This window comes from Klebsiella sp. HN106 (assembly GCF_051209435.1).
Taxonomy (GTDB): Bacteria; Pseudomonadota; Gammaproteobacteria; order Enterobacterales; family Enterobacteriaceae; genus Klebsiella; species Klebsiella oxytoca.
In genome coordinates this window covers 783,157-805,274 of the sequence record NZ_JBLURD010000002.1, presented here as the reverse complement: position 1 = coordinate 805,274, position 22,118 = coordinate 783,157, and the positions used below count along the sequence as shown (strand labels likewise).

Annotated in this window: 20 protein-coding genes; 4 read left to right on the top strand and 16 right to left on the bottom strand. The window is 54.8% G+C overall.

The genetic code is table 11. The annotated features are described in order from the left end of the window. Window positions 1-43: 43 nt before the first annotated feature. From ACSIPU_RS10350 to ACSIPU_RS10315, 8 genes are all read right to left on the bottom strand, one after another. Complete coding sequence (locus tag ACSIPU_RS10350) at window positions 44-1,222, bottom strand: Gfo/Idh/MocA family protein (protein WP_017146503.1); 1,179 nt, start codon at window positions 1,220-1,222, stop codon at window positions 44-46. Window positions 1,223-1,311: 89 nt separating this feature from the next. After that, on the bottom strand, window positions 1,312-2,712 hold the full coding sequence (locus tag ACSIPU_RS10345) for an MFS transporter (RefSeq protein WP_017146502.1): 1,401 nt from the start codon (window positions 2,710-2,712) through the stop codon (window positions 1,312-1,314). Between the two features lie 405 nt (window positions 2,713-3,117). After that, window positions 3,118-4,482, bottom strand: coding sequence for an MFS transporter (locus ACSIPU_RS10340; RefSeq protein WP_004099507.1), 1,365 nt, complete (start codon window positions 4,480-4,482; stop codon window positions 3,118-3,120). Window positions 4,483-4,492: 10 nt separating this feature from the next. Beyond that, window positions 4,493-5,311: a sugar phosphate isomerase/epimerase family protein gene (locus ACSIPU_RS10335; protein WP_017146501.1), complete on the bottom strand. Its 819-nt coding sequence runs from the start codon at window positions 5,309-5,311 to the stop codon at window positions 4,493-4,495. Between the two features lie 64 nt (window positions 5,312-5,375). After that, window positions 5,376-7,079 (bottom strand): FAD-dependent oxidoreductase, encoded by a 1,704-nt coding sequence (locus ACSIPU_RS10330; RefSeq protein ID WP_017146500.1) that lies wholly within the window; start codon window positions 7,077-7,079, stop codon window positions 5,376-5,378. Between the two features lie 10 nt (window positions 7,080-7,089). Beyond that, window positions 7,090-7,410: an NIPSNAP family protein gene (locus tag ACSIPU_RS10325; protein WP_004099512.1), complete on the bottom strand. Its 321-nt coding sequence runs from the start codon at window positions 7,408-7,410 to the stop codon at window positions 7,090-7,092. Further along, window positions 7,400-9,100 carry an FAD-dependent oxidoreductase gene (locus tag ACSIPU_RS10320; protein ID WP_024273843.1) on the bottom strand — a complete coding sequence of 567 codons (1,701 nt, stop codon included), beginning with the start codon at window positions 9,098-9,100 and terminating at the stop codon, window positions 7,400-7,402. The genes ACSIPU_RS10325 and ACSIPU_RS10320 overlap by 11 nt, the downstream gene beginning before the upstream one ends. Next, the gene (locus ACSIPU_RS10315) at window positions 9,097-9,918 is read right to left on the bottom strand and encodes a shikimate dehydrogenase family protein (protein WP_017146498.1); all 822 of its coding nucleotides are present in this window, start codon (window positions 9,916-9,918) and stop codon (window positions 9,097-9,099) included. The genes ACSIPU_RS10320 and ACSIPU_RS10315 overlap by 4 nt, the downstream gene beginning before the upstream one ends. Before the next feature lie 153 nt (window positions 9,919-10,071). Between ACSIPU_RS10315 and ACSIPU_RS10310 the strand changes: the two genes are divergently transcribed. Further along, window positions 10,072-10,830: an IclR family transcriptional regulator domain-containing protein gene (locus ACSIPU_RS10310; RefSeq protein ID WP_004099518.1), complete on the top strand. Its 759-nt coding sequence runs from the start codon at window positions 10,072-10,074 to the stop codon at window positions 10,828-10,830. Between the two features lie 53 nt (window positions 10,831-10,883). On the opposite strand, the gene ACSIPU_RS10305 is transcribed toward ACSIPU_RS10310, so the two are convergent. From ACSIPU_RS10305 to ACSIPU_RS10270, 8 genes are all read right to left on the bottom strand, one after another. After that, window positions 10,884-11,216, bottom strand: coding sequence for a hypothetical protein (locus ACSIPU_RS10305; protein WP_004099519.1), 333 nt, complete (start codon window positions 11,214-11,216; stop codon window positions 10,884-10,886). A gap of 283 nt (window positions 11,217-11,499) precedes the next feature. Next, window positions 11,500-12,387, bottom strand: coding sequence for a heme o synthase (gene cyoE, locus ACSIPU_RS10300; RefSeq protein WP_004099521.1), 888 nt, complete (start codon window positions 12,385-12,387; stop codon window positions 11,500-11,502). Between the two features lie 11 nt (window positions 12,388-12,398). Next, on the bottom strand, window positions 12,399-12,728 hold the full coding sequence (locus ACSIPU_RS10295) for a cytochrome o ubiquinol oxidase subunit IV (protein WP_004099523.1): 330 nt from the start codon (window positions 12,726-12,728) through the stop codon (window positions 12,399-12,401). Next, window positions 12,728-13,339, bottom strand: a complete 612-nt coding sequence (locus tag ACSIPU_RS10290; protein ID WP_004099525.1) for a cytochrome o ubiquinol oxidase subunit III — start codon at window positions 13,337-13,339, stop codon at window positions 12,728-12,730. The genes ACSIPU_RS10295 and ACSIPU_RS10290 overlap by 1 nt, the downstream gene beginning before the upstream one ends. Continuing rightward, window positions 13,329-15,320 carry a cytochrome o ubiquinol oxidase subunit I gene (gene cyoB / locus ACSIPU_RS10285; protein WP_004099527.1) on the bottom strand — a complete coding sequence of 664 codons (1,992 nt, stop codon included), beginning with the start codon at window positions 15,318-15,320 and terminating at the stop codon, window positions 13,329-13,331. The genes ACSIPU_RS10290 and cyoB overlap by 11 nt, the downstream gene beginning before the upstream one ends. A gap of 19 nt (window positions 15,321-15,339) precedes the next feature. Continuing rightward, window positions 15,340-16,287: a cytochrome o ubiquinol oxidase subunit II gene (cyoA, locus tag ACSIPU_RS10280; protein WP_004099529.1), complete on the bottom strand. Its 948-nt coding sequence runs from the start codon at window positions 16,285-16,287 to the stop codon at window positions 15,340-15,342. A 480-nt stretch (window positions 16,288-16,767) separates the two neighbouring features. Beyond that, entirely contained in the window at window positions 16,768-18,243 is a 1,476-nt protein-coding gene (gene ampG, locus ACSIPU_RS10275) for a muropeptide MFS transporter AmpG (RefSeq protein ID WP_004111020.1), read from the bottom strand. Window positions 18,244-18,288: 45 nt separating this feature from the next. Further along, the gene (locus ACSIPU_RS10270) at window positions 18,289-18,867 is read right to left on the bottom strand and encodes a lipoprotein (protein WP_004111021.1); all 579 of its coding nucleotides are present in this window, start codon (window positions 18,865-18,867) and stop codon (window positions 18,289-18,291) included. 305 nt (window positions 18,868-19,172) lie between these two features. On the opposite strand from ACSIPU_RS10270, the gene bolA reads away from it, so the two are divergent. The 3 genes from bolA to clpP all read left to right on the top strand — a co-directional run bounded on the left by bolA (window position 19,173) and on the right by clpP (window position 22,075). Continuing rightward, window positions 19,173-19,490 carry a transcriptional regulator BolA gene (bolA, locus tag ACSIPU_RS10265; RefSeq protein ID WP_004133447.1) on the top strand — a complete coding sequence of 106 codons (318 nt, stop codon included), beginning with the start codon at window positions 19,173-19,175 and terminating at the stop codon, window positions 19,488-19,490. Between the two features lie 347 nt (window positions 19,491-19,837). Further along, window positions 19,838-21,136 carry a trigger factor gene (tig, locus tag ACSIPU_RS10260; RefSeq protein WP_004099537.1) on the top strand — a complete coding sequence of 433 codons (1,299 nt, stop codon included), beginning with the start codon at window positions 19,838-19,840 and terminating at the stop codon, window positions 21,134-21,136. 315 nt (window positions 21,137-21,451) lie between these two features. Beyond that, complete coding sequence (gene clpP / locus ACSIPU_RS10255; RefSeq protein ID WP_003021624.1) at window positions 21,452-22,075, top strand: ATP-dependent Clp endopeptidase proteolytic subunit ClpP; 624 nt, start codon at window positions 21,452-21,454, stop codon at window positions 22,073-22,075. The last annotated feature ends 43 nt before the right edge of the window (window positions 22,076-22,118 follow it).

The following is a 22,118-nucleotide window of genomic DNA, read 5'->3' as shown; positions in this document are numbered from 1 at the left end:
ACAAAAAGAAACCAGCGGAGCGGGCTCCGCCGGCTAGCGGAGATTATTGGCAGTTAAAATCAACCCATTGGCCGCCTGCATCGGCGGATTTGACGCATTGCTCAACCCAGTAGACCCCGTGGAGCCCGGCTTCGACGTCCGGATACCAGAAGTTATCCAGAAACGCCTGGTCACTGCGATCCATTGCATCGATAGCGATGGCGTAACGGCGGTAAAGGTTGGCCCATGCCTCAAACAGCCCTTCCGGGTGGCCGCCGCCGATGCGGTCGTCTGCCAGCGCCTGCGGACTTAAATAGGGCATTCCACGTTCCAGAACGCGCGCGGGTTCGCCCTGCACCTCATAGCTGAGCTGATTTGGGCGCTCATCCCACCACTCAAGGCTGGCTTTTTCGCCAATGACGCGGACTTTTTGTGAGTGCATAGCGCCGCTGTTGACTGCGCTGGTCCACAGTGAACCGACGGCGCCATTATTATATTCCATCAGCACGAAGGCGTTATCTTCCAGCGGCGCGCGCGATTTGACGAAGCTCTGACGTGCGCACATCAGCCGGGTGATATTCAGATTTGGCACCATGGTTTCCGCAATAAATAGCGGGTGAGTCGCCAGATCCCCCAGCACGTAGCTAGGGCCGGCATATTTGGGCGTTACCCGCCAGCGGGTAGATTCAGCCTGCAGTTCAACGGCTTCATTATGAAAACCGTGGGCAAACTGCATATTGATAATGCGGATCTCCCCGAGCATACCCTCCGCGATCATCTGCCGCGCCTGCTGAATCATCTGGTGCCCGGCGTAGCCGTAGGTAACGCCGATTATTTTGTTCTGCTTTTTGCTCAGCGCCAGCAGCTCGCGGGCCTCGGCGGCGGTAAAGCACAGCGGTTTTTCGCAGATAACGTGCAGCCCCGCTTCCAGCGCTGCTTTGGTGATCGCGAAATGGGTATTGTTCGGCGTAGTGACCGAAACGGCTTCAATGCCGTCAGGGCGTTTGGCTTCCTCTGCAAATAGCGTTTGATAGTCGGCGTAGCAGCGCTCGGGGGCGATTCCGAGCTGCTCGCCAAATTGACGGCCGCGTTCGGCATCAATATCGAGCGCGCCGGCCAGCAGGGTAAAGACATTGTCGCGCAGCGCTGCACAGCGGTGGCTGTAGCCAATCTGGCTGGTGCCGCCGCCGCCGACCATTCCCCAGCGCAGGGAGCGAGATAAGGGTTTCATGCCGTTTAACATGATGATGCACTCCTCTAAATAGAGACTTCGGATTTCAGATGTTCTTCTGGATAGCCCGCACCCGGAGAGCGCGGACCGGGTTTCGGGCTTTACATTTCTCCACGCGCCTCGCGCTCTTTCAGCTCTTGCATAATCTGTGGGTACTGTTTATCCAGCCGATAAAACAGCAGGGTGATGATGACCACAATCCACAGGAAGAACGAGCCGTAGAGATAAACGTTATTAATCATGTCGATAGCGCTTTGCGGTTGAACGCCGGATCCGCTGCTGGAACTGACGTAGCCCGAGAGGCTTAACAGGCCGGAGATAACCGCGGCGGCAATGCCTGCGCCGAGCTTCGTACCGACAGACCCCGCAGAGAAGATCATTCCCTCCTGGCGGACGCGCGTTTTCCACTGGCCGTATTCGACGGCGTCGCCGCAGAAGCCGAATAGCACGGCATTCAGCGGCGCGAAGCCGATACCGCGAATAATGGCGTTGGCCAGCGCCCAGTGGTAGTCGTCAGAATTAAACATAAACAGCACCTGGCCTATGGTCGCCAGCACAATGCCGCAAAGGGCCACATTGCGTTTACCGTATTTTCGAATGGGGACGGAACTCAGGAAGGTGAAAATAATGATGCAGGCGGTTTCGGCCACGAAAATGGAGCTGTAGAAAGTATCGTCGCCTAGCACGTAGCGGCAGTAGTAAGGTAGCGCGATACCAACCACGGTGTAATAAACGCTCTGGGCTGTCCAGAGGATCGCACTGGCCCAGAAGTACTGGTTACGGAAGAGGGCGTAAAGCTGCGTTTTTACCGCTACGTTTCCCTGCTTTTCACGCGCTTTGATAACCACTTTTTCTTCACATTTGTAGAAGCAAAACAGCAGTAACAACAGCGCCAGAAAAGCCCAGATGGCCATGGTTTTAATCCATGCTGCCTGATCGTCGCCGAAATATTTCACCAGCGGCAACGTACAAGCTACGGCGAGGATGCGGCCAAATGGCGACATCGACATGCGGGTGATGCTAAGCATATCCCTTTCCCAGGAGGTCCGGGTCATCATCGCGGAGAGGCTGCCATAGGGGAGATTGATCGCGGTGTAGCACACGGTGGTACAGAAGTTATAGGCTACCAGCAGGTAGAGAAACTGCAGCGTTCCGGTGGTTTGGGGCACGGTAAACAGCAGAATCGCCGATACGGCGTAGGGGACGCTCATCCACAGCAGCCAGGGGCGTGATTTTCCCCAGCGAGAGTTTGTGCGCTCAACCATCAGACCCATAATGACATCGGAAACACCGTCAAACAGACGTGAGATCAGCATTACCAGACCGACCGTGGCGATACTAATGCCGACATAATCCGTATAGAAAAGCGTTAAAACTGTGCCGATCATGCCGAAAACGACGTTACAGGCGGTATCGCCTCCACCATAGGCTATTCGGGTTGTCCAGGTTAACTTATCGCCGCGTGATGCTACGGGAGAAATAAGGATCTGCTGTTCACTCATGGTCTATTCCTTTGTCGGGGGGACAAGTAAGGACCTCAGCGCCAGTTCCACCGGCACTACCTTATCCTGATGTCAGCCAGAACATAAGGAAATGTTTGTTTCGTTTCAATGGTTATATGAAATTTAACTTCTGTATATGAGAGGCGGATCGAAAAATAGAAAAGATTGTGCGTCCGATGTGGCTCGGGGAATCATCAAGTCATTCTGATTAATAAGGTTATTTGCTGCCTTTTTTGACGCTCATTGATTCATCTTGTATATGCCATTTGTGATTTTGAGTGCTGATTTTGTGAAGTGAATCGATAAGGCATCAGGTTTTTATTTTTCATTATTAATGTAAATTGAAATTAATTTTTCTTTTTTTGTGGTCGGGCATGCTGCAGCATGCCCGACTGATTAACGCATTTAACCGGTATTGCCGAACGCGGCGGTGGAGGAGGTGGATTTTGGCGCCGAATCAGCCGCGAAAATTCCTTTGGCCGCGAGCCCGGCGACGGTGATCGCGGCGGGGATGCCAAGGATCAGAAAAACGCTTTCGAAGCTAATATTCAGCGCCAGCATCTCAGCTCCGGCAAAAGCGCTGAGGATGGCGCCCATGCGGCCCACGCCGTGCATCCAGCTGGAACCTGTAGCCCGCGCTTCGGTAGGATAGTAGCGGGCGGAAAGCGCATTCATACCGGTATTGGCGCCGTTTAAACAGGCTCCGCTGATAAACGCCAGCAGGCAGATGAGCGCAAAGCTTGCCGCTGCATATCCCATTGCCATCGTAAACAGGCCGCCAACGGCGTAAATCATTCCGAGCGCCCGATGCGGATTAATCCGGTCCATCAACCAGCCCGCAAACAGCGAGCCAATGGTTCCTCCCGCCTGGTACATTGCGGTCATCACCGCCGCCTGGCCAACCGTTAATCCCACCTCTTTCACCAGCGTCGGTAACCAGCTACCGAGAAGATAGACCAGAAAGAGCCCCATAAAATAGACCAGCCAGAGCATCATCGAACCGAAGCGATACTGGCGGGAGAGAACGATACGCATCGCATTTGCCTGCACGGGCTGGGCTGGGAGAGTGAACTCGGCATCATCGGCGATTTGGCCCGGATAGAGGCGCTGCAAAATCAGCCGAATACGTCGGGCTGGCGCGCGCTTAACCACCAGAAAACGCACCGATTCCGGTAACAGCCAGATCAGGAGCGGCGCGAACAGCAGCGGGAGGATGCCGCCGAGCAGCATCAGCGAGTGCCAGCCAAACTTCGGGATTAGCCATGAGGCGGAGAATCCTCCCGCCGCGGCGCCAAAGGTGAAGCCGCAAAAAATAATCGTAATCAGAAACGAGCGCTGACGCTCAGGCGCATACTCCGACACCAGAGTGCCGATATTCGGCATGGCGGCGCCTAATCCGAGCCCGGTCAGAAAACGAAAAAGCACCATCTGTTCGATGTTTTGCGAAAGGGCGGTGGCAATGGTCCAGAAGCCGAAGAAGAAGACGCTATTGATGATGATTTTTTTCCGCCCCAGCCAGTCGGCGAGCGGCCCGGAGAATATAGCGCCCAGCGCAAGGCCTATCAGCGCGGCGCTGATGACAAAACCGAGTTCATGGTTGCTTACTCCCCATTCCTGCTTCAGCGTCGGGGCGATAAATCCCATGATGGCGATATCAAAGCCGTCCAGCGCAATCACGCAGAAGCCTAAAAACACCACCAGTTTTTGAAAGCGGCTGAGCGGATTGGCGTTGATTAACTCCCTGACGTCCAGGCGTTGAGTCTGTGTCATGGGATGCTCCTTATGCGCAAGGGCGCAGGTAGGACTGCGCGGCGTTAAACAGCAACTGAGCGCGAGTGAGTGCCGGCAGCGCGCCGCGTTCGCCGCTTAGCGGAACCTCGATAGAAACCGGCAGCGTCGCCGGAAGCGCCGCCATCAGTCCATGCAGATCGAGCCCGCCTTCGCCGGGCACCTTACGCGCGGCGCGGGCCTGGTAAATCAGCTCCTGTTCATCTGCTGGGATCTGCGGCGAGGCATCGCAAAGCTGCATATAGTTGAGGCAGTTTTTCGGCAGCGCGGCGAGCGTAGACAGCGACTCGCCTGAGCGCCAGAAATGAATCGCGTCGATCAAAATACCGATATCCTGGCGGCCGCTGGCGGCGATAAGCGCCTGGGCTTCGGCGATGGTGCGCAGCTGTGTCCAGGGCATGGGCTCCAGGTTCATGGTTAAACCATACTCCTGGCCAGCTTCGGCAAGCCGGGCCAGATTTTCCGCGCTGCGAGCGCGGTTGTCATCATTTCCGGCGACTAAAACCTGTCTGGCGCCCAGACGCGCGGCGGTATGGAGAAAGAGCTGCAAACGAGCGTCCAGCGAAAAATCTGGCGTCAGGCGGACTATCTCAACGTCCGAGACGCGAATACCGGTTTCTATCAGCGCTGCCAGGGTATCGCGGACAGCGGCAGTATCGCCCAGCATGCCATAGTCAGGGTCGGTCGCCGTGGCGGGAAGCAGGCGCAGGCCGACGTGAGTAAATCCGGTTTGGGCCGCGATCCGCACCTGTTGCGGTGGCGGGACGTCGAGTAGGGTAAGCGCGGCGAGTGACAGGGTTCGCATGTTCATAAAGGACTCCAGTACAGTTGCAGGTGATTGTTGTTATGCGTATTGCCGTCCCTGGTAAAATGCTTTACTGCGTTGCTTTATTAATGTTTTCTGCCAGTTTTTTACCGACCATGTAGCCAAAGGTCATGGCCGGACCAAGCGTGATACCGCCGCTGGGATAGAATCCCCGCATCACGCTCGACATATCGTTGCCGATGGCGTAAAGGCCCTGAATCGGCTGCTGCTGCGCGTTGAGAACCCGCGCATTCTCATCGGTAATTAAACCGCTGAAGGAGCCCAGCGAACCGGGCAGAATGCGTACCGCATAAAAAGGCGCGCGGCTGAGTTTCCCAAGCGTAGGGTGAGGGGAACGGCTGGCGTCCCCCTGCGCGCGGTTGTATGCCGACGCGCCGCGCTGATAATCCTTATCCTCTCCCTGGTCTACAAAACCGTTAAAACGGGCGATCGTTTCCGCCAGCTGCTGCGAATCGATAGCGCATGCTTTCGCCAGCGCTTCCAGCGTCTCGCCGACGTACAGATAGCCGGTGCGTCGCCAGGACTCCGGGGCAAAAGGAAAAGGGCGGGCATGGCCTAACCCATAGCGCCGAAGCGCACGGCTATCGCCAATCAGCCACGCCTGTGGCGCTTCGCCAGGCGGCGTGGCCTCCAGCAGCGCGGCGATAAAATCGTGGTAGGAATCAGCCTCATTGGTAAAGCGTTTACCGTTGGGCAGTACGGCAATAAAGCCGGGCTTGGCGCGTTCAACCAGATGTGGGAAGACCAGCTGCAGACCGCTGGCCTGCGTCACGCGCGAAACGGGCGCCCAGGCCATCGCATGCCTGAGCGTGGTATCAAACTGGCCGCCGACCGTTTCGCCAAGGCGGATGCCCTCCCCCTGATTACCCGGAGGCGCGGCGGAGAAGTGGCCATAGCCGCTGGCGGCGTGCGGCACGTTTTCGGCCAGGCGCTGTCTGTCGTGAGGAAAGCCGCCGCAGGCGAGGATCACCGCACCGGCCCGAACCTCTATCCGGCCGTCGTCGCTGCGTAATATCGCGCCCTTTACTCCGTTTCCGGATGCGAGCAGCCGTTCAACCGGCGCATTAAGCTGAAAAGTCACTCCTGCATCCAGCGCCGAGCGCAGCAGCCGGGCAACCAAAGCGTTGCCGTTAACCAGATGCTGTCCGCGTCCGGCGCGCAGTCGCTGCCAGCCGTGGCGCAGCAGGCGACGGCTGGCATACAGCGCCGATCGCGGCGAGCGAGTGGCGTTGAAAAAGTGTGCCATATCCGTGCCGCCGGCAATGCCCATCCCCGCGAGGCTGATAGTCTCCAGAGGCGGGCGCAGGCGATGCAGCCAGTCGCCGAGCAGCCGCCCATCGAAAGGCTGCGCCGTGACCGAGCGCCCTCCGGCGGCCGATCCCGGCGAATGATGAAAATCGGGCATTTTGCTGCCGGAAAGAAACTGCACGGCAGTATGGCGGCGGAAAAAGTCAATCATCTCCGGTCCGTGCCGTAAGTAGGCAAGCAGGCGCGCATCGGCCGGTTCACCGTTCATTTCATGCTGCAAATAAACCAGCGGTGCGTTGGGCTCTTCCTTAATCCCCTCTTCACGCGCCAGCGGATTATGCGGGATCCACAGCCAGCCGCCGGACCAGGCGCTGGTGCCGCCAATCACCGACTCTTTCTCCGCAACCAGCACGCTGGCGCCGCCAATGGCGGCAGTGACGGCGGCGGAGAGCCCCGCCGCGCCGGAGCCGACCACCAGAACATCCACGTTCATCTGCCCGCTCATAACCGACTCCTTATTGCAGCGGTGAAAAATCAGTAGGGCGCAGAAGAACCGACTCCAGGCGCTCAACGGCGGCCAGTTCGCGGTTCTTGCGTGAAAACGTCAGCCAGCGTTCGTCCTGCGCCATGCGCGCCCGACGCACCAGGCGATCGTCCAGGCTTTCATAGGCCCAGATATGCACCACTTGATTAACCACCCCAATTTCAGTAAAGAAAAAGCCGATGAGTTTGCCGAGATGTTCGGTTTGTACGGCGTAAGCATCGCTTTTATATAACGCCAGCCAGTCGGCCATTTTCAGCGGATTAATGGTGTAGGTACGTTTTTCATAGATCATAATTTTCTCCTGTTGAGAGTGCGTGTTGTTGCGCCATATGGCTGGCTGAGAGATAGCCGAAGGTGAGCGCCGGGCCGAGAGTAATGCCTGGACCGGGATAGGTGCCTGCCATAATCGAATCCATATCGTTACCGACGGCATAGAGCCCTTTAATGGGGCGCCCCTGCTGGTTAATGACCTGAGCATTGGCGGTAGTGACCAGGCCGCGCGAGGTGCCGAGATCGCCGGTATAGAGGGTAATGGCGTAAAACGGCGGGCTGGTCAGCGGAGCGTTACAGGCGTTTGGCCGATGGCCGGGATCGCCCATCGCGCGGTTATAGCTGTTGCCGCCTTTGGCGAACTCCGGGTCGTGGCCTTGGGCGGCATCGCGGTTATAGCGTGCCACCGTTTCTGCCAACGTCTGCGGGTCCAGCCCGAGCTGTTGCGCCAGTTCCGCCAGCGTTTCGGCCTGGTGCAGATAGCCCGCCTTCACCAGCGCGTCGTTATTCACCGGAGCAGGGCGCGCAAGGCCCAGGCCATAGCGCTTCATGGCCAGAGCATCACAAATCAGGAAGCAGGGGGCGTTTTCTGCCCGGCTTTGCATGGCGCTGGCGAAATGGTGATAAGAATTTGATTCATTCACGAAGCGAACCGCTCGCTGGTTAACGGCAATGACGCCGGGTTTCGCGCGGTCGGTGACCAGGTGAGGGAAGCGCTCTTGCGTGCCGTCGGGACGCCGTAAAACCGAGACCGGCGCCCAGAAAAAGTTAGACGGCAGATCGGCGCCTTCGCGGGCATTGACCGCGGCGGCAAGGCGCAGCGCGGCGCCGTCGTTGGCGGCGGGCGACATGGTGTAGTGCTCGCGAGTAGCAGGGCGATAGCGTTCAGCCAGTTTGCCTGCGGCAAAACCTCCCGCCGCCAGCACCACGCCGCAGCGGGCTTTGAGGAGCTGTGGCTGCCCATCGTTCTCGATTTCCACGCCGGTTATTTCGCCATTGCGTTCGCTTAGCGAAAGCACATTCACGTTGAGCCTGAGCTGCATTCCTTTGCGAAAGGCGAGCGTCGCCATGCGCGCTATCAGCGCGTTACCCATCGCCAGCCGTGTTCCTCGAGGGTATTTGAGCCGATCGCGGCCGTAGCGCAGCAGCAGCTTGCCGCAGTGGGTGATAGAGCGCAGGGAGCGGCGCAGATCGAGAAAGTGCTGGATATCGACCCGATTAACCATCATTCCGCCAAATAGCAGCATCCCCGGCGGAGGAGAACGGAGATCGCGGAAATATTCGCCTAGCTTGCGCCCGTCAAACTCCACCACCTCCAGCGCCCGGCCGACGTCGACGGCACCGGGTTCATCCGGGTAATAATCCGGAGAAAGCGGACGCAGGCTATATTTCACCGCCCCCTCTTTTTCAAGAAACGCCAGCGCTTCGCGTCCCGAAGAGATAAAAGCTTCGATCAGATCCTGACGATAGTTGGGCTCGCCGATGATGGTCCGCAGATAGGTTTTGATTGCCTGCTGACTATCGTCTGTAGTCATTGTTCGCGCCTGATCGCTATCGTGGATCCATACCGCGCCGCCGGAAATGGCGGAGGTGCCGCCAAACTGCGGTGCTTTTTCCAGCATCAGCACCGACAGTCCTTTACAGCAGGCGGTCACCGCCGCGGCAAAGCCTGCTGCGCCGCTGCCGATAACGATGACATCCCAGCTTTTCATGCTGCCGCTCCTTGTTCCTGCGGAATGGCGCCAATGAACTGCCCCATGAGTTTCATCTGCGCCAGCGCCATCTCCGGCCCGGTCTGGATAGTGCAGCCGCGATCGCGGGCGAAGGCCAGAAGCGGGGTGACGATCGGCGCGGTTACCACGTCAGCGACATGCGTTGCTGCGGGAAGGGTTTCCAGCAGCGCCTGCGGCAGCGGTAAAGAAGCGAAACCGGTCATTCCCGCCGGAGAGCCATTCACCACTAAATCCAGACCAGTAAGGGTAGCGGGCAGGTCGCTGAGCTGAACGTGGGGAAAATGGGCTGCCAGTCGGTTATGCAGTTGCTGAAGGGTAGCGGGATTCTGGTCATGCAGGGCCAGCTGAAGGATGCCCGCTTCGCATAATCCCCAGGCAATTGCGCTGCCGACGCCGCCGCAGCCGGAGAGCAGCGCCTTTTTACCCGCGGCATTAAATCCATGCGCCTCTGCGGCAAGCTGGAAGCCGACGCCATCCAGCATATCGCCTTGCAAACGGCCATCGGCCAGCTTACGGATGACATTGACGGCATTCAGGTGTCGGGCTCGCGGCGTTAACTCATCAACCAGGGCAGCGGCACGCTGTTTATGCGGAACGGTAACCAGCACGCCGCTCATGTTGTGCCAGCCGCGTAGCGTATTGAGATAATCAGCAACGGCATGCGGAGCGATATCCACCGGGATCATGACGCTATCCATCTGTCGTTCGGCAAAGTAGCGGTTGAAGTTCTCCGGCGATTTAACCTGGGTAATCGGGTGGCCGATAACGGCGACGACCTGAGTGAATCCACTGACCATTTCCAACCTCATTTTGTTAAATGAATGTTGTGAAAGTATTTCAGCGGAAGCTGAGAGCGACAACGCAGAATTCGGCCATACTGGTTGTTAATCGCACCACCACTGCGATAATCGCGCTAAACTGATCATATTGTTGCGAAAGTGTGAACAGCTATGCAAAACCAGATTCATTCCCGCGATCTAATCGTCGGCCTGCAAAAGGGGCTGGCGCTGATCCAGCTATTTTCGAAAGAGTTTCCGCGTCTCACGGTGCCGCAGGCGGCGAAAATGAGCGGTCTGACGCCTAGCGCCGCACGCCGTTTTTTCCTCACGCTGCTGCATGAGCGCTATCTGCAGACCGACGGACGTCACTACTGGCTGACGCCCAAAGCGTTAAGGCTGGGGCAGGCGTATGTGGATTCGGCGCAGTTTCCGCGGATGGTGCGACCGATCGTGGAGTACATCGCCAGCCGAACGGAAGAGCATGCTTCGGTAGGTGTGATTGATGACGATGAGCTGGTTTATATCGCCCGCAGCAAGCATACGCCGTTTAACTCGACTTCAGTGCGTCTGGGAGAAAGGGTGCCGATTTACTGTACCGCCGGAGGGCGGCTCTGGCTGGCTTCGCTGGCGGAAGATGAATGTGAAACCGTTTTGCAGCGGATCCGCCGCGAACAGCGCACGCCCTATACGGTAACGGACGTAGCGGCTTTAATGGAAAAGATCGCTCAGGTGCGTCGGCAGGGCTATGCCGCGATTGAGCAGGAGTTTGAAATTGGCATGCTGGTGCTGGCGGTGCCGCTGTCCGACAGGGAAGGGCTCTACTGGGGGGCGCTGAGCTTAACCAGCCATCAGTCGAGAACCTCGCTGGAGGCGCTGTGTCGCGATCATCTGGATTTACTCTATAGCGCCCAGGCGATGCTGGTGGGCTAACCCGCGTCGCAGCGCGGAGTAGAAATGGGCAGGCTGATAGCCTGCCCGCATAATTACGCTTTCGCGACGTCGATAAAGCTGTTCCAGTCGGAACCTGCGTTGTTAACGAAGGTTGACCAGCTGTTAGAGGCCGTATTAACGAAGCCATTCCAGTTATCCAGACCTGCGGAGACAAAAGCGTTCCAGTCCACTTGACCGCTGAGGAATTTGCCAAACTGTACCGTGCTATCGATCACGAAGTTAGCGAAGGCTGCGCCGGAGGTCGCGACAAAAGAGCTGAAACCAACTCCCGAGTTGACCACGAAATTGGTAAAGCTCGTGGCAGCATCGACGAGGTTGAAACCACCGGAAACGCATTCCATTTCGCAAATATTTAATTCTTTCATTTTTTATTCCCTTATTGGACATATTGTAAATTGCGAGCTACTTGCTCGAGCGAAAGGCTAACACCATGGGAAAGAGAGAAACCAGATGCCAGGCTGAGGGATATGCTTATTTTTCTATCAATTTTTAATGAATCTAATACATATGATGTACATCATTCACCTGTTAGAAAATGAAGCGAATGGCCAGTTTCTTTAAATAATGTGAATTAGAAGGAAGGGTAGATAAAAAAAACAGCCCCCGATCTTACGAACGGAGGCTGTAGAACGATAGCTGACCTGCGAGTTATCTCGCCATTGCCAGCAGGCTATGTGAATCCGGCACCATAAAGTCAACGGACATCATCACCGACAGCGCGGTAATGGCGACAATCGAAAAGACGAACAGCTTACGCGCCCAGACTTTATCATCCGCCACTTTATAGCCGCGCAGCGCCATACCGAGCCACCAGACGCTCACGGCCGCAGCGACAACCAGATATTTATATCCGGCGTAGCCGCCCAGAGAGAGCATCAGCGTAGCCACGGTGAAGGCGATGATGTAAACGGTAATATGATTTTTGGCGACTGAAATGCCTTTCACCACCGGCAGAACCGGAATATTCGCTGCCTGATAATCCTTAAAGCGGAAGATCGCGATAGCGTAGGAGTGGGGCATCTGCCACAGGCTGAAAATCGCCAGCAGAATCGCGGCACCGCTGTCAAAATCACCGGTAACCGCGCAGTAGCCAATCACCGGCGGCGCAGCGCCGGAGAGAGAACCAATCAACGTGCCGTAGACGGAGTGGCGCTTCATGTACAGGCTGTAAACGCCGACATAAACCACGAACCCCATCACCCCCAGCCAGCAGGCCAGGGGATTAGCGCCAAACCACAGGAGCATGAAGCCAGCAATACCCAGCACGGTGGCGTATACCAGCGAAGCTTCTGGCGAGATCAGCCCTTTGACCAGCACCCGGTTTTTCGTCCGTTCCATCTTACGATCGATATCACGGTCGATATAGTTGTTGAAAACACAACCCGAGGCGACCACCAGGGATACTCCGAGGAGCGTCCAGAGAAATAGCGGATAGTCGATGTGGCCTTTGGAGGCCAGCAGGAAACCGCCAATCACGGAGATCAGGTTGCCAAAAATGATGCCTGGTTTCGTTACTTGCAGGTATTGCTTAAACATACTCGCCGCTCTTAGTGCATCATCATGTTGTAGTTCAGGTTCCACATAATCCAGATGGAGCCAACGACTACGATAGCAATGATGATTACGGTGAAGATAAATGCGGTCAGGTTCCAACCTTCGTCCGATTTACTGTTCATATGCAGGAAGTACACGAGGTGTACCACAATCTGCACAACTGCAGTAACCAGGATGGTTCCCAGAATTGCCGCATGCGATGCGGAGCCACTCATCACCATTGCAAACGGGATAACCGTCAGAATGATCGACAGAATAAATCCTGTCATGTAGCTCTTCACGCTGCCGTGAGAAGCGCCGCTATGATCGGTAGAATGACTCATTACATCGCCCCCATCAGATAAACAACAGAGAACACGCAGATCCACACGACGTCCAGGAAGTGCCAGAACAGGCTCAGGCACATAATACGGGTGCGGTTAGTGCTGGTCAGCCCACGACGGGAAACCTGAACCATCAGCACCGCCATCCAGATCAGACCTGAAGTCACGTGCAGACCGTGGGTGCCGACCAGCGCGAAGAACGCTGACAGGAAGCCGCTGCGATCCGGACCCATACCTTCAACAATCAGATGATGGAATTCATAGAGCTCCATCGCGATGAATCCTGCCCCGAAGAGGAAGGTCAGCGCGAGCCAGGAAACGACCTGGCTCTTGTTGTTTTTGTACATGGCGATAGCCGCCATGCCGTAGGTGATGGAGCTGAACAGCAGCAGCGCGGTTTCAACCAGAACGAACGGCAGTTCAAAAATATCTTTACCGGTCGGACCGCCCGCCGTGCCGTTCACCAGAACGGCATAGGTAGCGAACAGAGTGGCGAAGATAATGCAGTCGCTCATCAGGTAGATCCAGAAACCGAATACCTTCATCGGTCCTGTATCATGGTGCCCGTGTTCGTGCGCGTGGGCGTTATGCGCAAGAGTATCAGTTGCCATTTTTCAGCCCTGCTTTGTTAATCTCATCGAAATGCTGATTTTCCAGTTTTTCGACTACTGCAACCGGCACGTAGTAATCCACGTCCTCGTCAAAGCTCTTAATGATCCAGGTCGCCAGGATGCCGACGAAGCTTGCAATCGCCAGCCACCAGATATGCCAGATCATTGCGAAACCAAACAACGTTGCGAAAGCTGCAATGACAATGCCCGCGCCGCTGTTTTTCGGCATATGAATCTCTTCATAGCCAGCCGGTTTCTTATACGCTTCGCCTTTTTCTTTCATTTCCCAGAACGCGTCACGCTCGTGAACGACAGGAACAATAGCGAAGTTGTAGAACGGCGGAGGAGAAGAGGTTGCCCACTCCAGCGTACGGCCGCCCCATGGGTCACCGGTGAGGTCGCGGTTCTGCTCGCGATCGCGGATAGACACGTAGAACTGAATCAGCTGGCAGAGGATACCGCAGGCGATCAGCGCCGCACCGCAGGCTGCAACAACCAGCATCGGATGGAACTGCGGGTCAATCTGCTGGCTCAGGCGACGGGTCATACCCATGAAACCCAGCACGTACAGCGGCATAAACGCCACGAAGAAACCGATGATCCAGAACCAGAAAGCGCGTTTGCCCCAGGTTTCGTTCAGCGTGAAGCCAAAGGCTTTCGGCCACCAGTAGGTCAGACCTGCGAAACAACCGAACACCACGCCACCGATGATGACGTTATGGAAGTGCGCGATCAGGAACAGGCTGTTGTGCAGCACGAAGTCTGCGCCCGGTACCGCCAGCAGAACGCCGGTCATACCGCCTACGGAGAAGGTAACGATAAAGCCAATCGTCCACAGCATTGCTGAGTTGAAGACGATGCGGCCCTGGTACATGGTGAACAGCCAGTTGAAGATCTTAACCCCGGTCGGGATAGCGATGATCATGGTCGTAATACCGAAGAAGGCGTTTACGTTCGCGCCCGCACCCATAGTAAAGAAGTGGTGCAGCCAAACGATGAACGACAGAACGGTAATACATACTGTTGCCCATACCAGCGAGGTGTAGCCAAACAGACGCTTACGCGAGAAGGTTGCGGCGATTTCGGAGAAGACGCCGAATACCGGCAGAACCAGAATGTACACTTCCGGGTGACCCCAGGCCCAAATCAGGTTGATGTACATCATCATGTTGCCACCCATATCGTTGGTAAAGAAATGGGTGCCCAGGTAGCGGTCCAGGGTCAGCAGCGCGACGGTGACGGTCAGAATTGGGAAAGAGGCGATAATCAGGATGTTGGCGCACAGAGATGCCCAGCTAAATACCGGCATCTTGAACATGGTCATGCCAGGGGCACGCATCTTGATAATCGTAACAAAGAAGTTAATACCGGTTAACGTTGTACCAATACCGGATAGCTGGAGAGCCCAGATCCAGTAATCGACCCCGACGCCCGGACTGTACTCAATTCCCGATAGCGGCGGATAGGCCAGCCAACCGGTCTGCGCGAATTCACCGACGCCCAGAGAAAGGTTAACCAGAATCACGCCCACAACGGTGAACCAGAAGCTCAGGTTGTTAAGGAATGGGAAGGCAACGTCGCGTGCACCGAGCTGAAGCGGAACCACCAGGTTCATCAGACCGATAACAAACGGCATCGCTACGAAGAAGATCATGATAACGCCGTGGGCGGTAAAGATCTGATCGTAGTGATGAGGCGGCAGGAAGCCTGCTTCCCCGGCCGAGGCCAGCACCTGCTGGCTACGCATCATAACGGCGTCAGCAAAGCCACGCAGCAACATGACGATTGCTACGATAACGTACATGATACCGAGACGTTTGTGGTCAACCGAAGTCAGCCACTCGTTCCAAAGGTAGGACCACTTACCGAAGTAAGTGATGGCAGCCAGAAGCGCCAGCCCCCCAATGATAATTGCAGCCACCGTAACCACAATAATGGGTTCATGGTAGGGCACTGCATCCAGTGTAAGTTTTCCGAACATCGTTTTCTTCCTCGGCCCCTTAGTGAGCGGTTTCCGCGTGGCTCATGTCCATGCCTTCCATTCCTTCGTGCGCTGCATGCTCGCCCTCGGGTTGGGTCATATCCATGCTCTTACCGTGAGACATAAATTTGTTCACCACATCTTTAAACAAATCAGGTTTCACGTTAGAGAAGTATTCCACTTTGTTGTATTCGCTAGGCGCAGCCAGTTTGTCGAACGTTTCCATGGAGTCCATAGCGTTCGCAGACTGTTTGGCTTTCGCTACCCACTGATCGAAGGTTGCACGATCCGGCGTGGCGATAGCTTTGAACTTCATTCCTGAGAAGCCCGGGCCGCTATAGCTGGCGGAGATACCGTCGTAAGTACCAGGTTCGTTCGCGATGAGGTGCAGCTGAGTTTGCATCCCGGCCATTGCGTAAATCTGGCTACCTAAACGTGGGATAAAGAACGAGTTCATCACGGAGTTGGAGGTCACTTTGAAGTGTACCGGTACGTTCGCCGGGAAGGCGATTTCGTTGACGGTAGCAATGCCTTGTTCCGGATAGATGAAGAACCATTTCCAGTCCATCGAAACGACTTCGATGGTGATAGGTTTTTCATCGTGAGCAAGCGGTTTGCTCGGCTCTAATGCGTGAGTTGTTTTCCAGGTCAGAACGGCCAGGAACAGGATGATCAGAATAGGAACCGTCCAGACCACAGCTTCAACTTTGTTGGAGTGTGACCAGTTCGGGCTATACTTCGCATCTTTATTGCTCGCACGATACTTCCAGGCAAATCCTACTGCCATCAAGACGGCTGGAATAACGACGATCATCATCAGGCCAAAGGCCGTCAGAATCAGAGAGCGTTGCTCCAGTCCAATCTGTCCTTTTGGGTCGAGGAGTGCAGAATCACAACCACTGAGTAATACAGTGCCTGCGATTAATGACATCCATCCCAAACTTTTATTGTATTTCCTAAGTCTCATTGAACGACCTCAATTCCACGGAATCTGGTGGCGCTTAAAGTGTACGGGCATTTTACGGGAAGGTTGCATTACTGTAAACATAGTTGGAGCTGTGTCTGTTCTATGTTAGCGGCTTCTGCTTGCCTTGTCACATATGTTACGGAGTGTGACATTATAGCTTGCAAACCTTGATTTACGCGGGATTGATAACGAAAGGGATAAGAATGAAAGGGTTTATAAGAGAATGAGCATAACCACCTGCAAAACAACACAAATAATTAACAATTAATTATCAAATTAAAGACATCATAAAAGCCGAAAATAAAACCAGCTGAGCTGAATCGGTTAAATTATTTATAGATTCGCATAAAAATTGTCAATAATTTCCAGAAATCTAAAACGCACAAAACAACAAATCAGGTACATTGAATATAGAATCGTTAATAAGACGTTATAATTACGTTTAGTAATTACAACGTCCATTTACGTTCTTGCGCTGATTTAAATCAACTCGGTTTTGCGCAATGCGAGGTAGTCAAGGAACGCGCCGAGCAAAATACCCGCAACGGCGGTAAGAACGGCAACCTCAAGCAGGCCCGCGAGGAAGGAAAAGGTGGTGTAATCCAGCGCGTTGAGGACCAGCAGCAGTAGCCATATCGCCAGTATCAGGCAGCCAATCGCCAGAATAACTAATGCCAGCCCGTAGGCCTGAGGAAAAAGCGTGCGCGGCATAAAGCTCTCCGAACGTTGAGTATGTTCAAGCGTACGGCGACAAATTAACAGCAGCAAAATCCCCGGAACCGCAGCAACAACGGAAAAGAGATAGAAAGCAGGCCATCCGTGAGCTTCGACAAACCAGCCGGCGATAGGCCCCACATATACGCGCCCAACGGCGGAGAGCGCTGAGAGCAAAGCGAACTGGGTGGCTGAAAATGACTTATTGCACAGCGTCATCAGCAGCGCAACGAATGCCGCCGTGCCCATTCCGCCGCACAGGTTTTCGAAAAACACCGCCGTCGCCATGGAGAAAAGGTGTTTATCGGTAATTGAGAGCAGCCAATACCCGGCGTTGGATACCCCCTGCAGCAGGCCGAAAATCAGCAGCGCGCGGAAAAGCGTCAGGCGCTGCATAAGCACGCCGCCATAAAGCGCACCGACAATCGTGGCGAACAGGCCGAGCGTTTTATTGACCATGCCCACTTCGCCCGCATCAAAACCGACGCCGCGAATCAGGAAGGTGGTGGTCAGACTCATGGCAAACGCGTCGCCAAGCTTATAAAGGACGATAAGCAAGAGAATAAGCCAGGCATTATTGCGGCCGAAGAAGTCGCGCAGCGGTGCGGCGACGGCCTGCTCCAGCGTCTTCGGCACCGGAATGACGTCGCTGGGTTCCGGGGCCAGCAGAGTAGCTATAATGCAGGGGATTAGCAGGGCGGCCATCAGCCAGTACATTCCCTGCCATCCCAGCCAGCGATCGGCCAGCCATAGCGCCAACCCGCCGGAAACCAGCATCCCCAGACGATAGCCCAGCACGCTGATTGCCGCCCCGGTGCCTCGCTCTTCAGCGGCCAGCACGTCGGTCTTCCACGCGTCAAACACGATATCCTGCGAGGCGGAGCAAAAGGCGATAACGACCGCCAGCGCCGCCATCCAGCGTAGTTGCGTGGAAGGTTCAAGGAATCCCATCGCCGCAATGGCAATAAGTAGCAGGATCTGAGTCGCCAGCAGCCAGCCGCGTCGACGACCAAGAAACGGCGGCGTATAGCGGTCCATTACCGGCGACCAGAGGAATTTAAAGACGTAGGCCTGCCCGACGAGCGAGAAAAAACCGATGGTTTTGAGATCGATGTTTTCAACGGTCATCCACGCCTGTAGCGTGCCGGAGGTCAGGGCTAGCGGTAATCCAGAGGCGAAACCGAGAATCAGCAGGATAGCTGATTTTGGCTGCGTGAAAATGCGTAAATAATGATTGGACATAGCATATCGTGCAGACCCGACGCGAGGCCGGGTCTGCAACTCAAATTAACGCGCGTTTTGCTTGATGAAATCGTGAATGCTGGTGTCCTGCGCCATGTCGGCGATGGTGTCGGTCATGACGCTATTAACCGCATCGGCAATATTTTTGTTCGAGGCCTGGAAGGCGCCTTCAACAGAGTAGCTGGCACGGTAGTTTTTCGTCATCTTATTGCCGTTGGCGGCGGTCGCGATAATCGCAATATCCGCTTTGGTCGCAATGTTGTAGCGTACGTTGCCTTGAGAAACGTCGGCGTACAGTTTGTTGACGATGATTTGCAGGTCAACCGCGCCGTTTGGACCAATCATGTAGCCACGCGAGGTCATCTGCTTCTCGAGCACTTCCTGCAGCAAGAAACGCAGATCGCGGGAGGCGGTTAGCGTAACCTGCTGATTATCACGGGTGACTTTCGCCAGCGCCTGATCCGGACGCTGATCGGCGCCGTTAATGCTGACGGTCACGCCCATCAGGCTCGGATCCTGCTGCGGCAGCGTGATTTTCGGCGATACCTCAATAGTGGTCGGCGGAGTGGCGCATCCGGCCAGCATAAACAGCGCGACCAAAGGAAAGAGAATTTTCTTAAACATGTTCAGGGTCTCAACGCATGGTGGAGTGGTAATGAGGAAAATTCCCGCCATCATAACATCGCCAACGGCAAGGGGAAGTGGCAACGCATGTAAATTCATCGTCTTGTGCGTTTTCTGGCCTTGCCATATCGGTTATCGCCATCCGGACGGGGCTTCAGCGAGACAGAATCAGTAAACCTGATACTTTTGCCGCAAAATATCAGAGGAATGCTAATTTTTTGTTGTTTTCGCCCAATGGAAGCGGTAAAAGCGGCTAACATTTAAAGGGAATGGCGGCAATACAGCGTTGTCGGAGGAGAAAATTCATGATGATACGTGAACAGATCGAAGCAAAACTTAGGGCAGCGTTCGACCCGGTGTATCTTGAAGTCGTGGATGAAAGCTATCGCCACAACGTTCCTGCGGGCTCTGAAAGTCATTTTAAAGTGGTGTTGGTAAGCGATCGCTTCCTTGGCGAGCGTTTTCTTAATCGTCACCGTATGATTTACGGAACGTTGACTGAGGAACTATCAAGCACCGTGCACGCTCTGGCGTTGCATACCTACACAATCAAAGAGTGGGAAGGGCTACAGGATACCGTCTTTGCTTCTCCTCCTTGTCGCGGAGCTGGAAGTATCGCGTAGAAATCACATTTGCAACCGCTGGAGCTTTTCCAGTATGTTGCGTGGAGATTTATGAGAAAACGGCCTGCGGGCCGTTTTGTTTTGCCTGAAAATTGTGCGATGCGCGCATTTTGGCAGGCAAATTTGCTCGGGAAATGTGAAAAAAGCCGCAGCAGTGGGCGACAACCGTTCTCGACTCACAAAAGTGATGCCGCTATAATGCCGCGTCTTTTATTATGAATGTCTTCGGGATGATTCTGACGACAGGGAATGTGTTTCTGATTTGAAGAGGGCATCCCGGTTCTGCGAAGCAACCAGTTCGCGCTTCCAGAGTTGACCGAGCACTGTGATTTTTTTGAGGTAACAAGATGCAAGTTTCAGTTGAAACCACTCAGGGCCTTGGGCGCCGTGTAACGATTACTATCGCCGCTGACAGCATCGAGAATGCTGTCAAAAGCGAGCTGGTCAACGTAGCGAAAAAAGTTCGCATTGACGGCTTCCGTAAAGGCAAAGTGCCGATGAATGTTGTTGCTCAGCGTTATGGCGCATCTGTTCGCCAGGACGTGCTGGGTGATCTGATGAGCCGCAACTTCGTTGACGCGATCATCAAAGAAAAAATTAATCCGGCCGGCGCGCCGAACTATGTTCCGGGCGAATACAAGCTGGGTGAAGATTTCACCTACGCGGTAGAGTTCGAAGTTTATCCGGAAGTTGAGCTGCAGGGTCTGGAAGCGATCGAAGTTGAAAAACCGGTTGTTGAAGTGACCGACGCCGACGTTGATACCATGCTGGATACTCTGCGCAAGCAGCAGGCTAACTGGAAAGAAAAAGACGGCGCAGTTGATGCTGAAGACCGCGTTACCGTTGACTTCACTGGTTCCGTTGACGGCGAAGAGTTCGAAGGCGGCAAAGCCTCCGACTTCGTCCTGGCGATGGGCCAGGGCCGCATGATCCCGGGTTTTGAAGAGGGTATCAAAGGCCACAAAGCTGGCGAAGAGTTCACCATCGACGTGACCTTCCCGGAAGAGTACCACGCTGAAAACCTGAAAGGTAAAGCGGCGAAGTTCGTTATCAACCTGAAAAAAGTTGAAGAACGTGAACTGCCAGAACTGACTGAAGAGTTCATCAAACGTTTCGGCGTTGAAGATGGTTCCGTAGCCGGTCTGCGCGCTGAAGTGCGTAAAAACATGGAGCGCGAGCTGAAAGGCGCCGTGCGTAACCGCGTTAAGTCTCAGGCTATCGAAGGCCTGGTAAAAGCTAACGATATCGACGTACCGGCTGCACTGATCGACAGCGAAATCGACGTTCTGCGTCGTCAGGCTGCTCAGCGTTTTGGCGGTAACGAGAAACAGGCTCTGGAACTGCCGCGTGAGCTGTTCGAAGAGCAGGCTAAACGCCGCGTTGTTGTTGGTCTGCTGCTGGGCGAAGTGATTCGTACCAACGAGCTGAAAGCTGACGAAGATCGCGTAAAAGGTCTGATCGAAGAGATGGCTTCCGCTTACGAAGATCCGAAAGAAGTGGTCGAGTTCTACAGCAAGAACAAAGAGCTGATGGACAACATGCGCAACGTTGCGCTGGAAGAGCAGGCCGTTGAAGCCGTGCTGGCGAAAGCTAAAGTGTCTGAAAAAGCCACTTCCTTCAGCGAACTGATGAACCAGCAGGCGTAATTTCGCCTCCAGGTTTAAGGTTTGAGTAAAAACCCGTTGCCGAAAGGCTGCGGGTTTTTTTATTGCAATGATAGCCTTAGGATGAGTGCGAAAAGGCGATTTCAGTGATAGCGTTACGGCAAAAGATTGTTATGCTTGAATTATGGCGACGTCATCCCCATAACCGGGAGACGTAACTGCATTGGCATAATCATGCGCCGTAATGAAGCGTGCATCTATGCACTTCTGCCCGACAGCAGAAATTCTGGCTGATAATCCGTCCGTAAGGTTACAATCAGTGCAGCGGTTTTTTTCAAATTAATCCAGGAGACGGAAATGTCATACAGTGGCGAACGAGACAACTTTGCACCCCATATGGCCCTGGTGCCGATGGTCATTGAACAGACCTCACGCGGCGAACGTTCATTTGATATTTACTCCCGTCTGCTCAAGGAGCGCGTCATTTTTCTGACCGGCCAGGTAGAAGATCACATGGCTAACCTGATCGTGGCGCAGATGCTGTTTCTGGAAGCGGAAAACCCGGAAAAAGATATCTATCTGTACATTAACTCTCCGGGCGGCGTGATTACCGCCGGGATGTCTATCTATGACACCATGCAGTTCATTAAACCAGACGTGAGCACCATTTGTATGGGCCAGGCGGCCTCTATGGGCGCATTCCTGCTCACCGCCGGGGCGAAAGGCAAGCGTTTCTGCCTGCCGAACTCACGCGTGATGATTCACCAGCCGCTGGGCGGCTACCAGGGCCAGGCGACGGATATCGAAATCCACGCCCGCGAAATCCTGAAGGTGAAAGGTCGCATGAATGAACTGATGGCACATCATACGGGTCAATCTCTTGAGCAGATCGAGCGTGACACCGAGCGCGATCGCTTCCTGTCTGCCTCAGAAGCAGTGGAATACGGCCTCGTCGACTCCATTTTGACTCATCGTAATTGATGCCCCTGGCGCAAGGGTGCCGCTATACTTGGTTGTAAGAGGG